Source organism: Mycobacterium sp. NGS33 (assembly GCF_059812885.1).
On the sequence record NZ_JCALDN010000008.1, the window covers coordinates 89,659 to 103,938 of the forward strand.

At 68.2% G+C, this 14,280-nt stretch carries 9 protein-coding genes and 1 pseudogene; all 10 read right to left on the reverse strand.

Translation table 11 applies throughout. The features are described from left to right. Window positions 1-57 precede the first annotated feature (57 nt). On the reverse strand, window positions 58-438 hold the full coding sequence (locus AC5Y5B_RS15415) for a DUF4233 domain-containing protein (protein ID WP_112630796.1): 381 nt from the start codon (window positions 436-438) through the stop codon (window positions 58-60). Beyond that, a complete protein-coding gene (folC, locus tag AC5Y5B_RS15420) occupies window positions 435-1,886 on the reverse strand; it encodes a bifunctional tetrahydrofolate synthase/dihydrofolate synthase (protein ID WP_500005773.1) in 1,452 nt (483 codons plus the stop codon). The genes AC5Y5B_RS15415 and folC overlap by 4 nt, the downstream gene beginning before the upstream one ends. Window positions 1,887-1,892: 6 nt before the next feature. After that, window positions 1,893-4,553 carry a valine--tRNA ligase gene (locus tag AC5Y5B_RS15425; RefSeq protein ID WP_500005777.1) on the reverse strand — a complete coding sequence of 887 codons (2,661 nt, stop codon included), beginning with the start codon at window positions 4,551-4,553 and terminating at the stop codon, window positions 1,893-1,895. A gap of 62 nt (window positions 4,554-4,615) precedes the next feature. After that, on the reverse strand, window positions 4,616-5,872 hold the full coding sequence (locus AC5Y5B_RS15430; protein WP_500005779.1) for a saccharopine dehydrogenase family protein: 1,257 nt from the start codon (window positions 5,870-5,872) through the stop codon (window positions 4,616-4,618). Window positions 5,873-5,977: 105 nt separating this feature from the next. After that, window positions 5,978-6,538: a transglycosylase family protein gene (locus AC5Y5B_RS15435; RefSeq protein WP_500005781.1), complete on the reverse strand. Its 561-nt coding sequence runs from the start codon at window positions 6,536-6,538 to the stop codon at window positions 5,978-5,980. Window positions 6,539-7,650: 1,112 nt separating this feature from the next. Further along, on the reverse strand, window positions 7,651-8,268 hold the full coding sequence (mobA, locus tag AC5Y5B_RS15440; protein WP_112630806.1) for a molybdenum cofactor guanylyltransferase: 618 nt from the start codon (window positions 8,266-8,268) through the stop codon (window positions 7,651-7,653). A 1-nt stretch (window position 8,269) separates the two neighbouring features. After that, window positions 8,270-9,370, reverse strand: coding sequence for a 2-oxoacid:ferredoxin oxidoreductase subunit beta (locus tag AC5Y5B_RS15445; protein ID WP_112630808.1), 1,101 nt, complete (start codon window positions 9,368-9,370; stop codon window positions 8,270-8,272). Window positions 9,371-9,418: 48 nt separating this feature from the next. Next, window positions 9,419-11,371 carry a 2-oxoacid:acceptor oxidoreductase subunit alpha gene (locus AC5Y5B_RS15450; protein ID WP_112630884.1) on the reverse strand — a complete coding sequence of 651 codons (1,953 nt, stop codon included), beginning with the start codon at window positions 11,369-11,371 and terminating at the stop codon, window positions 9,419-9,421. Window positions 11,372-11,617: 246 nt separating this feature from the next. Further along, window positions 11,618-12,884: pseudogene (locus tag AC5Y5B_RS15455) on the reverse strand (MFS transporter). Between the two features lie 22 nt (window positions 12,885-12,906). After that, window positions 12,907-14,187: an ATP-dependent Clp protease ATP-binding subunit ClpX gene (gene clpX, locus AC5Y5B_RS15460; RefSeq protein WP_112630812.1), complete on the reverse strand. Its 1,281-nt coding sequence runs from the start codon at window positions 14,185-14,187 to the stop codon at window positions 12,907-12,909. Between the last annotated feature and the right edge of the window lie 93 nt (window positions 14,188-14,280).

Genomic DNA, 14,280 nt, shown 5'->3' on the forward strand with positions numbered 1-14,280 from the left:
CCAGGCGGCGAAGGGTCGGGCGGCGGCGGTCGGGAGGCCGTCGCCGTCCCGTCGCCGCTATCCCTGCCGGCGCCGGACCTCGGCCCGGAAGTAGGCGATCAGGCCCCACAGCCCGCTGAACAGCACGCCGATGAAGCCCACCCCCGGGTAGACCGCGAAGCCCGCGAGCAAAATCACCTGCACGCCCAGGTTGGCCCAGATCGCCCAGGGTTTGCGCTGCACGCCGGTCATCAGGATCAGCAGCACGGCCAGCCCGACCAGGTAGGCCAGGGACAGCGTGGTCAGGCCGCCGCCGACCGCACCCACCACCGGGATCGCCAGCAGCACCACGATCGCTTCCAGAAACAGCGTCAACGCCATCACGGCGCCGAAGCTGCGCCACGGGTCGCCCGGTGGCGCCGGGGTGCGCTCGTCGGGGTTCTCGGGGACGTCAGTCATTGCGGATCATGACCAAACAGGGTCCGGGCCGCCCCGGCGGTGACCACCGAGCCGGTGATGACGATGCCGGTGCCGGAGAACGCTTCGGCCGTCCCGTCCGCGGCGGCGTCGTCCACCAGCGCGGTCGCGACGTCGATGGCGTCGCGCAGGTTCTCGGCGGTGCTCACCCGATCGGGCCCGAACCGCTCGCGCGCGGCCAGGGCCAGCGATTCGACGTCCAGCGCCCGCGGGGACCCGTTGTGCGTCACCACGACGGCGTCGAACACCGGCTGCAGAGCGGCGAGGATGCCGTCGACGTCCTTGTCGGCGAGCACGCTGAGCACCCCGACGAGATAGCGGAAGTCGAACTCGGCGGCCAGGGTCTGCGCGAGCGCGGCCGCACCGGCCGGATTGTGCGCCGCGTCGATGAATACCGTTGGGGCGCTGCGCATCCGCTCGAGCCGACCGGGGCTGGCGACGGCGGCGAAACCGGCGCGCACCGCCTCGACGTCGAGCTGACGCTGGGCCCCGGCGCCGAAAAACGCCTCGACCGCGGCCAACGCCAGCACCGCGTTGTGCGCCTGATGTTCGCCGTGCAGCGGCAGGTAGACGTCCGAATACACGCCGCCGAGGCCCTGCAGCTGCAGCACCTGGCCGCCGATCGCGACCTGACGGCCCAGCACGGCGAACTCCGAATCCTCGCGGGCCACCGCGGCATCGGCCTGCACGGTTCGGTCCAACAGCACTTCCATCGCCTCGGGCGACTGGCGTGCGATGACCGCGACGGTATCGGGGGCGCCCTCGGGCGCGCGGGTGATGATGCCGGCCTTCTCCCGCGCGATCCCGGCGAGATCGTCGCCCAGGTACTCGACGTGGTCGATGGAGACCGGGGTGATGACGGCGACGGGGGCGTTGATCACGTTGGTGGCGTCCCAGCGTCCCCCCATCCCCACCTCGACGACGGCGACGTCGACCGGGGCGTCGGCGAACGCGGCGAAGGCCATCGCGGTCAGCACCTCGAACTTGCTCATCGCGGGCCCGCCGTCGGCTTGCGACTGCGCGTCGACAATCTGGACGAACGGCTCGATCTCGCGGTAGGTCGCCACGTACTGGGCCGGGCTGATCGGCTTGGAGTCGATCGAGATGCGTTCCACCGCCGATTGCAGGTGCGGGCTGGTGGTGCGCCCGGTGCGCCGTTGCAGCGCGGTGATCAGCGCGTCGATCATGCGGGCGACCGACGTCTTGCCGTTGGTGCCCGCCACGTGGATCGACGGGTAGGCCAGCTGCGGTGAGCCCAGCAGGTCCATCAGCGCGCTGATCCGGGTCAGGCTCGGCTCGATCTTGGTCTCCGGCCAGCGCTGGTCGAGCAGGTGCTCGACCTGCAGCAGCGACGCGATCTCGTCCGGGGTGGGGACCGGGTCGGGAAGCTCGGTGGGAACCTCGTCCTGCGGCCACTCGGGCTCAGTCATCGGCGCTCACTGCAGTCCGGCTAGCCGCGCGTTGATCCGCTCGGTTTCCTCCTGGGCCAGCCGCTGACGGTCCCGGATCTTGTCGACGACGTTTTGCGGGGCCTTGCCCAGGAAGTCCTCGTTGGCCAGTTTGGCGGTGGTCGACGCCAGCTCCTTGTGCGCGGCGGCCAGATCCTTTTCCAGGCGGCGGCGTTCTGCGGCGACGTCGATGGTGCCCGAGGTGTCGAGCTCGACGACGACGGTGCCGCCGCGCAGCCGCACTTCCACCGACGCCGACGGGCGGAACTGCGGGCCCGCGTCGGTGAGCCACGCCAGCGATGTCACCGCGCTCACCTGGGTGCCCAGATCGGATGCGTCGACGCCGGCCAGCCGGGCCGGCACCTTCTGCCGGTCCGCCAGGCCTTGGTCGCTGCGGAACCGCCGCACCTCGGTCACCAGCTTCTGCATGTCGGTAATGCGCTGCGCGGCAACGTGCTCCAGGCTGATCCCGGACGGCTGCGGCCAGTCGGCGATCACCAGCGACTCGTGCTGGGCCTCCTCGCCGGTCAGCGCCTGCCACAGGGCCTCGGTGATGAAGGGAATCACCGGGTGCAGCAACCGCAGCAGGGTGTCCAGTGTGGCGGCCAGGACGGCGGTGGTGTGCGTGATCCCTTCGGCCAGCTGGGTTTTGGCCAATTCCACGTACCAGTCGCAGAATTCGTCCCACGCGAAGTGGTAGAGCGCCTCACAGGCGCGACTGAACTCGTAGCTGTCGAAGGCCGAATCGACTTCGGCGCGAACCTCTTCCAGCCGCCCCAGGATCCAGCGGTCGGCGTCGGTCAGCTCGGCCGTCGGGGGCAGCGGGGCCAGCTTGGCGCCGTTGAGCAGCGCGTAGCGGGTGGCGTTGAACAGCTTGGTGCAGAAGTTGCGCGACGCCCGGACATGGTCCTCGCCGATCGCCAGGTCACCACCGGGGCTGGCGCCGCGGGCCAGCGTGAACCGCAGGGCGTCGGCCCCGAAGAGGTCCACCCAGTCCAGCGGGTCGATGACGTTGCCCTTGGATTTGCTCATCTTGCGGCCGGACTCGTCGCGGATCAGCCCGTGCAGGAAGACATCGGTGAACGGCACCTGCGGGCCCCGGCGCCCGTCCAGGGTGATGGCCTCGTCATCGCCGACAAAAGTGCCGAACATCATCATCCTGGCCACCCAGAAGAACAGGATGTCGTAGCCGGTGACCAGAACGCTTGTGGGATAGAACTTCTCGAGCTCCGGGGTCTTGTCCGGCCAGCCCAACGTGGAGAACGGCCACAGGCCCGAGGAGAACCAGGTGTCCAGCACGTCGGGGTCCTGCTCCCAGCCGTCCGGCGGGGTTTCGTCGGGACCGACGCAACGCTGTTCGCCGTTGGGGCCGTACCAGATCGGGATCCGGTGTCCCCACCACAGCTGACGCGAGATGCACCAGTCGTGCATGTCGTCGACCCAGGCGAACCACCGCGGCTCCAGGCTGGCCGGGTGAATCACGGTGTCGCCGTTGCGCACCGCGTCGCCGGCGGCCTTGGCCAGCGATTCCACCCGCACCCACCATTGCAGTGACAGCCGCGGTTCGATCGGCTCGCCGCTGCGCTCGGAGTGCCCGACGCTGTGCAGGTAGGGCCGCTTCTCCTCGGTGATCCGGCCCTCGGCCGCCAGCGCCTCGCGCACCGCGACCCTTGCCTCGAATCGGTCCATGCCGTCGAATTGCGTTCCGGTGTCGGTGATCCGGCCCTTGGTGTCCATGATCGAGATCATCGGCAGCTGATGGCGCAGTCCGATCTCGAAGTCATTGGGGTCGTGAGCGGGCGTGACTTTGACTGCGCCAGTGCCGAATTCGGGATCCACATGCTCGTCGGCGACCACCACGAGCTGACGATCCACGAACGGGTGCGGCAGGGTGGTGCCGACCAGGTGCCGGTAGCGCCCGTCGTCGGGATGCACCGCGATCGCGGTGTCGCCGAGCATCGTTTCCATCCGGGTGGTGGCCACCACGATGTGTGGCTGCGAGTCGTCCATCGATCCGTACCGGAACGACACCAGCTCGCCTTCGACCTCCTGATAGTCGACCTCGATGTCCGAGATCGCCGTCTGCAGCACCGGCGACCAGTTGACCAGCCGTTCGGCCCGATAGATCAGCCCGGCGTCGTAGAGCCGCTTGAAGATCGCCCGGACCGCGCGCGACAGACCCTCGTCCATGGTGAACCGGTCACGGCTCCAGTCCACGCCGTCGCCAAGCCGGCGCATCTGGCCACCGATGGCGCCGCCGGACTCCCGCTTCCAGTCCCAGACCTTCTCGATGAACAGCTCTCGGCCGAAGTCCTCTTTGGTCTTGCCGTCCACGGCGAGCTGCTTTTCCACCACGCTCTGCGTCGCGATGCCGGCGTGGTCCATGCCCGGCTGCCACAGCACCTCATAACCCTGCATCCGCTTGCGGCGGGTCAGGGCGTCCATCATGGTGTGTTCGAGCGCGTGGCCCATGTGCAGGCTGCCGGTCACATTCGGCGGCGGCAGCACGATCGAGTAGCCGGGCTTGGCGCTGTTCGGGTCCGCCGCGAAGTACCCCGCGTCCACCCATCTCTGGTAGATCGCGCTCTCGGCCGCAGCGGGATCCCACGACTTGGGCAGGTCGGTGGCGGGGCTGCGGCTGGCGGTCACCCGTCAATTCTAGGGAGCGGTGTTTACCCTCGTGTAAGCGCCCAAATGCGTGAGCCGGGTCACTAACCCAGCCGTTCGACCTCCAATGTGACGCCCGCGGCTGGGAAACGGTCCAGCAGTGCGTCGCCCATCGCGGCCGCGGGGGTGAGAACGCCATGCAGATCCGGGAGCTTGTCGCGGTCCAGCGCCAGCGCGAGGCCGCACTCCCCCAGCAGCACCGAGGTCGCCTTGTAGCCAGGGTCGCCGCGCTGCTCCATGCGCGCCACGAACCGCGCGCCGGTGGTCGTGGTGGTGAACGTCTCGATGCGGTAGTAGCCGCGCTCCCGGGCGGCCTCGCTCGGGCCGGTGCCGGGCTTGGGCACGATGCGCTCCACCAGCCGGCGTGGCAGCAGCCGGAAGTAGCGGCTACCCAGCCCGAAGGTCGCGGCGCCCACCCCGCCCACCACGGCCGAGGCCACCGGCGCCAGCGGCGAGGAGCCCAGGCTCATGCTCTCGCTGTACCGCAGCTGGCGGCCGTAGGCCCAGTCCAGCAGGGCGTTGCTGCGCCGCACGATTCGGGTGTTGTAGGGCGCCATCAGGAAACCCGCCGTCCACAACCCGCTCAGCTCCGGCGCGATCCGGCCCCCTCGGCGCAAGGGTAGATCGGGCTGGGGGCCGATCTCGGGCTCGGCGCTGCGGTCGGTGGTCAGCGTGTAGGGATCGGCGAGTTGCCGGCGGGCGTCGGGATCGCGGGAGGCGGTGTCCAGCACTTCCAGCATCGAGGCGACCGTTCCGCCGGATACGCCGCCGGAGAAGGAGCGAACCACCAGGTCGGTATCGACGAGCTCGCCCGCGCCGGCGTCGCGCGCGGCCCGATACAGCGCATACACGCTGAGGTCCGAAGGGACGGAATCGAATCCGCACGCGTGCACGATGCGGGCGCCGGTATCGGCGGCCTGCTTGTGATACTGGTCGATGCTGTCGCGAACGAACATGGCCTCGCCGGTCAGGTCGGCGTAGTCGGTGCCGGCGGCGGCGCAGGCGGCCACCAGCGGCAACCCGTAGCGGGTGTAGGGCCCGACGGTGGTGATGACGACCTGGGTGCGGGCCGCCATCTCATTGAGCGTCGAGGGCGACGACGCGTCGGCGTTGACAATGGGCCACGACTGCGCGGCGTCGCCCAGCGTGTCGCGGATGGTGCGCAGCCGGTCGGCCGATCGGCCGGCCAGCGCGATCCGCTTGTCCGGCGCCGAGCGGGCCAGGTATTCGGCGGTGAGTTTCCCGACGAAGCCCGTCGCCCCATAGAGCACAATGTCGAATTCGCGCGGCGTTGCGGTCACGGGCCCGACGCTACCCGACGCCGGGGTGCAACCCCCTGGAGCGAAGAAGTGCCGGGCACGAGGGCCCGGCACTTCTTCTATGTACGACTACCGTCGCTTGTCGGCTCAGCCGCGGCGTCCGCAGACGGGCCACGCGCCGATGCCCTGCGAGTGCAGCACGTTCTCGGCGACCCGGATCTGCTCCTCGCGGCTCGCGCCGGCCGGGGAGCCACTGCCGCCGTTGGCGTGCCAGGTGCTCGGGGTGAACTGCAGGCCACCGGAGAACCCGTTACCGGTGCTGATGCCCCAGTTGCCACCCGACTCGCACTGCGCGATGGCATCCCAGTTCACGCTGTACGCGCGGTGGGCGGGAGGCGGCGGGACGTCCGGGCCGGGCGGCGGAGCGTCCGGAGCCGGCGGCGGCGGAGCGTCCGGAGCCGGCGGCGGCGGAGCGTCCGGAGCCGGCGGCGGCGGAGCGTCGGGAGCCGGCGGCGGCGGAGCGTCCGGCGCCGGGGGCGGCGGAGCGTCGGGAGCCGGCGGCGGCGGAGCGTCCGGCGCGGGGCCGGCGACCGGCGCGTTCGGGTCGAAGCCCACCGCTTCCGGGTCTGCGTGAGCGGTGGCAGATGGGATGGTCACGAGCGTGCCCGTGACCGCGGCAAGAATGAGCGTCTTTCGGACGTTCTTCAAGTCGTGTCTTCCTTTCGCGGTGCGCGCGCCAAAGCAAGCCCACGGAGGTGGGCTGAAGCTGTTGATTGATGCCTGCTTTGAAACGTGCCGTCTGGGTCAGGCACGGCAGCGGCGGGCCAAGTCTGCCCGGCGGGTGTTACCCACCGACCACGGTCGGGCTTTCGCCGTCCGTAGCGCCGCTCACACGCGGGTCCGTGGATTCAATTATCTGATTACTTTTCCGTAACCCGTTGTGGGCTAACAGGGACCGTAGAAGACGTCGGCGCGTTCGTCATCCTGGGAAATCGGATATCTCGTTTCGGTAACGGGCCGATCACGCCGCGGTACCGGGGTCATTCATGCAGGTCATAAGTGACTTTGGGCGATCGTCACTCGGACGGCACAGGCAAACGAATGGTGAGCCGAATCACCTGCGTTTTGTGAGCTGGCGCACGTTTATTTGCGGGGTTTTGCGCGGATTCGCCAGCGCTATCAGCGGATCCGAACCCCTTCGGCGAGCCGCGCAGCGTACCCCAACATGTGCTCGCTGCATCGATCCCATGCCACGCGGGCGATGAAATTTTTCCCCGCGCCGAATTGCCTTATATACCAACGTGATACGGGAACCGCTCGACGGGGACCGGATGCTGGACCCGTGGATATGCGGGCGTGCGTATTGCGTTGTACCACAATATGTTTCATCTAATTAGGCACAGTGACAACAACTTCCGCGACCAAAGCGACGACGCGCCCGTGGCGTCGACACTGGGTGGGGCGTCGGCGCCCGGGGCGCTACCCCGCCAGGGAGAAACGGCGCGACTTTAACCGCGTGAATTTGCCAGAAATGCCGCGCCCCTAATAGCGAAGGCCTAGGCGGCCGCGTCCTCACCGTCGTCACGGCGTTCGCAGGATATCGTCAGATCGCCACTGCCCCAACAGATCACGGGACAGGTTCAAAAAACGGCATTGACGCGCGCCCGATCCCCGGGGTCTCGCCACACGGCAATGCGCGATTGCCATTTCGGATTTCAGAAAATCGCACTCACCCTTTGCGGCATGAGGGATTATTGCTCGCGCCGAATTTCACCGAGAAAAGGCGGAATTCGGCGCGGCCGACGGGCGCCGCGCTCGGCTCAGCCCCGGGATTGCGCCAGAGCGAGCAGGTCGCTCTCGGTGTTGACGTTGGCCAGGAAGCGCGATTCCGGCAACACGATCTGCTGGGCGTCGGAGGCGTCGATCAGCGCACGCATGGAGCGGGCACCGCGCGCCACCAGGCCGCTGATCCGCTCGGCCAGATCGGTGCGGTACACCGCGGCCAGGTAGTGGCTGCGACCGTCCCAGGGCAGCACGATTTCGGCGTTGGTCTCGGCGGCCAACCGCACCAGGTCGTCGATCAAGTCCGCGGATAGCAGCGGCATGTCGACCGCGCTGACAAAGGCATACCGGGCGCCCGCCTCGGCGGCCGCCCGCAGCCCGCGGCCGGTCGCCGGCAGCGGCCCCTGCCCGCGCACCTCGTCGCGGATGACTTGCGCCTGCACCGCGGGCAGCGGTTGCCCCGGCGCGGCCATCACGAAAACCGGGTCGCAACGCTGCGCGAGAACGCCGGCGACGTATTCGAGGAGAGTGGCGGCACCGCCCGGGCCGGGCAAGGTGGCCTTGTCACGGCCCATGCGCCGCGATTCACCACCGGCCAGCACCACACCTGCTAACGACCCGGCCGTAGCCGCTGTGTCGGGCACCTGGTCGCCCACGTCAGTCGACGGTCCAGGTGTCGCGCCCGCGCAGCAGCGATTGCAGCGCGGCGGAGTCGAACGCCTTCGCCGACTGGGCCGCCTGCACCTGGGCGCGTGCCGCGTCGTCGTAGGTGGGCCGGCTGATGTTGCGGAAGATGCCCAGCACGGTGTGATCGAGGTTCTGATCCGACAGCCGGGACAGGGCGAACGCGTAGGCCGAGTTGTCGCTGTGCGCGTCGTGCACCACGATCTCGTCCACCGACACGTCGGCGGTCTTGGCCACCTCCAGCCCGAAGCCCGACTGCACCACGCAGTATTCGCCGTTGGCGCCGAACACAATTGGCTCGCCGTGGCGGACGTTGATGACCCGCTCCTCGGCACCTTCCTTGCGCAGCGCGTCGAAGGAGCCGTCGTTGAAGATCGGGCAGTCCTGCAGGATCTCGACGACGGCGGCGCCGCGATGCCCGGCCGCGGCGCGCAGCACCTCGGTCAGTCCGTTGCGGTCGGAGTCCAGCGCGCGGCCGACGAAGGTCGCCTCGGCACCCAGGGCCAACGAGACCGGGTTGAACGGGTGATCCAGCGACCCCATCGGGGTCGACTTGGTGACCTTGCCGACCTCTGACGTCGGCGAGTACTGCCCCTTGGTCAGGCCGTAGATCCGGTTGTTGAACAGCAGGATCGTGATGTTGACGTTGCGGCGCAGCGCGTGGATCAGGTGGTTACCGCCGATCGACAAGGCGTCGCCGTCACCGGTGACCACCCACACCGACAGATCCTCGCGGGCCAGCGCCAAACCGGTCGCGATGGCCGGCGCCCGGCCGTGGATCGAGTGGAAGCCGTAGGTCTCGAGGTAGTACGGGAACCGGCTCGAGCAGCCGATGCCGCTGATGAACACGATGTTTTCGCGGCGCAGCCCGAGGTCGGGCAGGAAGTTGCGGATGGTGTTGAGGATGACGTAGTCCCCGCAGCCCGGGCACCAACGGACCTCTTGGTCACTGGTGAAGTCCTTGGACTTCTGCGGCTGGTCCTCAGCAGACAGCGTGGGGACCCCGTCGTTTTTGGTCAACTTCGCGGTCACACCGAGGTCTTTGCCCGCCAAGTTGCCGATCAGGTCAGTCACGAGCGTCGCTCCTCCTCATCGCTTCGCTCTGCATTGGCGCCGGCACCATCATGCGCCCGCTCCAACCGTTGCTGCCGCCATTCTGGCGACCATCGTCTTGTCGTTCTCGACTTCGGCCAGCGTCCCGCCCAGCGCGGCGCGGATGACGCGGCCGATCTCGTCGGCCAGGAACGCGACGCCTTGCACCTTGCTGACCGATTGCACGTCGACCAGGTACTTGCCCCGCAGCAGGAACGCGAGCTGCCCCAGGTTCATTTCGGGCGCCACCACCTGCGGATAGCGCCGCAGTACCTCACCCAGGTTGGCCGGGAAGGGGTTCAGGTAGCGCAGGTGGGCGTGGGCGACCTTGATGCCCTTGCGCCGCGCGCGCCGGCAGGCCTCGCCGATCGGGCCGTAGGAACTGCCCCAGCCGATCAGCAGCAGCTCGGCATCGCCGGTCGGGTCGTCGACCTCCAGATCCGGGACGGCGATCCCGTCGATCTTGGCCTGGCGCAACCGGACCATCAGGTCGTGGTTGACCGGCTCGTAGGAGATGTTGCCCGAGCCGTTGGCCGCTTCCAGGCCGCCGATGCGGTGCTCGAGGCCCGGGGTGCCGGGCACGGCGAACTGGCGCGCCAGCGTCTCCGGGTCGCGGGCGTACGGCTGGAACGGCTCGTCGGGCTTGGCGAACGTGTGCGTGATGCGCGGCAGCGCGCCGACGTCCGGAATGCGCCACGGCTCCGACCCGTTGGCGATGGCGCCGTCGGACAACACGATTACCGGCGTGTGGTACGACACCGCGATGCGCGCCGCCTCGAGCGCGGTTTCGAAGCAGTCCGAGGGCGAGCGCGGGGCCAGCACCGCGACCGGTGACTCCCCGTTGCGGCCGAACAACGCCTGCAGCAGGTCGGCCTGTTCGGTCTTGGTGGGCAGTCCGGTCGAGGGGCCGCCGCGCTGCACGTCGACGACGAGCAGGGGCAGCTCGGTCATCACGGCCAGCCCGAGTGCTTCGGACTTCAGCGAGATGCCCGGGCCGGAGGTGGTGGTGACGCCCAGCGCGCCGCCGTAGGAGGCACCGATGGCGGCGCAGATGCCGCCGATCTCGTCCTCGGCCTGGAACGTCATGACGTTGAAGTTCTTGTGCTTGGACAGTTCGTGCAGGATGTCGGACGCCGGGGTGATCGGGTAGCTGCCGAGCATGACCGGGATGTCGGCCAGCTGGCCGGCCGCCACGATGCCGTAGGCCAGGGCGGTGTTGCCCGAGATCTGGCGGTATTCGCCCGACGGCAGCGTCGCCCGGGAGACCTCGTAGGTGGTGCCGAAGGCCTCGGTCGTCTCGCCGTAGTTCCAGCCCGCCTTCAGCGCCAGCACGTTGGTCTCGGCGACCTCGGGCTTGCGGGCGAACTTCTCCCGGATGAACTTCTCGCTGGTTTCGATCGGTCGCCCGTACATCCACGACAACAGGCCCAGCGCGAACATGTTCTTGGCGCGCTGGCCGTCCTTCTTCGTGGCGCCGATCGTCTCGACGGCCCCAAGCGTCAGCGTCGTCATGGCGACGGAATGCACCACGTAGTCCGACAACTCGTCGGTCTCGAGCGGGTTGGTGACGTAGCCGACCTTGGTCAGGTTGCGCTTGGTGAACTCGTCGGAGTTCGCGATCACCATGCCGCCGCGGGGCAGGTCACCGATATTGGCCTTGAGCGCAGCGGGATTCATCGCGACGAGGACGTCGGGCCGGTCACCGGCGGTCAGGATGTCGTAGTCGGCGATCTGAATCTGGAACGACGAGACCCCGGGAAGCGTGCCTGCGGGGGCGCGGATCTCCGCGGGATAGTTGGGCTGGGTCGCCAGGTCGTTGCCGAAAAGCGCTGCCTCGGAGGTGAACCGGTCCCCGGTGAGCTGCATGCCGTCGCCGGAGTCGCCGGCAAAGCGGATGACGACCTGCTCGAGGCGTTGACGGGCAGATCCGTTGGGGGAAGCCCCATGTGAGTCTGATCCGGCTCCGCTGCCGTTCGGATCCACCTCGCTGCCCTCCACTTTGTTCACCGCGCGGACACCGCGCGCAAACTAGATTACGCCCGTGAAAGTGACTTTCCGGCCGTGTCGGTTTGATGTCACTGGAAGTATCAATTATGGCACTGATTTTCGGTCGCCATGGCCGTGTCTGCGCCGTCATCTCGGCCGCGTGCGCGGCCAAAAGGCGACGTCAGCGACATCTACTAACGAGTAGCAGGGCAAACTGTGGCGTTGGTCACGTCTTGCGCGTTATCAACCGTCGTTCATACCGTGTCGGCCACCGGGCGACACATTTTCGGCCGCGATTTTCGTCGCGGCCGTCTCTGGCATCGCGAACAGATACAGCGCGAAGCCGGCACCCGCGAGCACACCGAGGAAGATGAATGCGGCGTCGTAGCCGGCGGCGACCACGATCGAGCCCGCGACCAGGTTCGACACCGCCGCGCCGGCGCCCGACGCCGCCGTCACCGCCCCCAGGCTGACGTTGAAGCGTCCACTCCCGTGGGTCACGTCCTGCACGACCAGGGGAAACAGAGCGCCGAACACGCCGGCGCCGACGCCGTCCAGCAGCTGCACCCCCACCAGCCAGTACGGGTTGTCGGACCAGGTGTAGAGGAAGCCGCGGGCGGCCAGCACCGCGAAACCGGCCAGGAAGATCGGCTTTCGGCCCCACGAATCGGCCTTGGCCCCGGCCAGGTAGGCCACCGGCACCATGACGACCTGCGCGGCCACGATGCAGCCCGCCATCAGGGCGGTCCCCACGTCCTTGTTGTGCAGCGCGAGCAGCTGGCCGACCAGCGGCAGCATCGCCGCGTTGGCGAAGTGAAAGGCGATGACCGTCGCGGCGAAGATCATCAGGCGGCGGTTGCCCAGCAGCACCGTCAGCCTCGACGGCGCCTGGTGTGGCGCCCCGGCGAGATGGTCCATCCCCCGGGCCACGTCGTGGTCGATCGCGTCGCCCGGGATCCACAGCGTCGCAATCACGCTGGCGGCCGCCATGGTGGCCAGCACCCAGAACACGACCACCGGCCCGAAGAAGTAGGCCAGTGCGCCGGTGATCGCCGCGGCGCAGGCGTTCCCGGCGTGGTTGAACGACTCGTTTCGTCCGATCCGCCGGGAGAAGCGCCGGGGCCCGACGACGCCCAGGGTGATCGCGGCCAACGCGGGCGCGAACACGGGTCCGGCGATCCCGGTGAGCGCTTGCAGCACGGAGATCGAATAGAAGCCGGGCAACAGCGGCATCGCCAGCGACGCCGTGGCGACGGTCAACGCGCCCCCGACGATCAGCGCCCGCTTGGCCGTGCTCCTGTCCACCAGGGCGCCGGCCGGGGCCTGGGCGACGATCGCCCCGATGCCCCCGACCGCCATGACGAACCCGATCGACCCCTGGTCCCAAATGATGGGTCAGCAGCAGATAGATCGACAGGTACGGGCCCAGGCCGTCACGAACGTCGGCCAGGAGAAAGTTCAGCAGGTCCAGGCCATACCCAAGACGCCGTGGGACGGCGTCGCTGGGGATGGCGGTGCGCTCCGGGACCTAGTTAAGCGCTTTTGTCCCGACGCTCGGAGCGGGAGGGCTTGCGCGGCACGATGGTCGGCAGCACGTTGTCCTGGACGGTCTCCTTGGTCACGACGACCTTGGCGACGTCGTCGCGGCTCGGGATGTCGTACATCACCGGCAGCAGGACCTCTTCCATGATGGCCCGCAGGCCGCGGGCCCCGGTGCCGCGGTGAATCGCCTGGTCGGCGATCGCTTCCAGGGCGTCGTCGGTGAATTCCAGCTCGACGTTGTCCATCTCGAAGAGCCGGGTGTACTGCTTGACCAGCGCGTTCTTCGGCTCGGAGAGAATCTTGACCAGCGACTCGCGGTCCAGGTTGGTCACCGAGGCGACGACCGGGAGCCGGCCGATGAACTCGGGGATCAGGCCGAACTTGATCAGGTCTTCGGGCATCACGTCGGAGAAGTGGTCGGTGGTGTCGATCTCGGCCTTGGAGCGCACCTCGGCGCCGAAGCCCAGGCCGCGCTTGCCGACGCGCTCGTAGATGATCTTCTCCAGGCCCGCGAAGGCCCCGGCGACGATGAACAGCACGTTGGTGGTGTCGATCTGGATGAACTCTTGGTGCGGGTGCTTGCGGCCGCCCTGTGGGGGAACCGAGGCCTGGGTGCCTTCCAGGATCTTCAGCAGCGCCTGTTGGACGCCCTCACCGGAGACGTCGCGGGTGATCGACGGGTTTTCGCTCTTGCGGGCGATCTTGTCGACCTCGTCGATGTAGATGATCCCGGTCTCGGCGCGCTTGACGTCGTAGTCGGCGGCCTGGATCAGCTTGAGCAAGATGTTCTCGACGTCCTCACCGACGTATCCGGCCTCGGTCAGGGCGGTGGCGTCGGCGATGGCGAACGGGACATTGAGCATCTTGGCGAGGGTCTGGGCCAGGTAGGTCTTTCCGCAACCGGTCGGCCCGAGCATCAAGATGTTGGACTTGGTCAGCTCGACCGGCTCGTGCCGCGAGTCCCGGCCCTTTTCACCGGCCTGAATCCGCTTGTAGTGGTTGTAGACGGCGACGGCCAGGGTCCGCTTGGCGGTGTCCTGCCCGATGACGTAGCCCTCGAGGAACTCCCGGATCTCGACCGGCTTGGGGAGCTCATCGAGCTTCACGTCGTCGGCGTCGGCGAGCTCCTCTTCGATGATCTCGTTGCACAGGTCGATGCATTCATCGCAGATGTACACACCGGGGCCCGCAATGAGCTTCTTGACCTGCTTCTGGCTCTTCCCGCAGAACGAGCACTTCAGCAGGTCACCGCCGTCTCCGATCCGTGCCATGGTGCGTCAGCGCCTACTTCCTGTTCGCCGTTGCTGTTGCCTGTCCCCGCATGTATTCACCGACGCTACCCGCTTGATCGGGCCCGCCGCGAC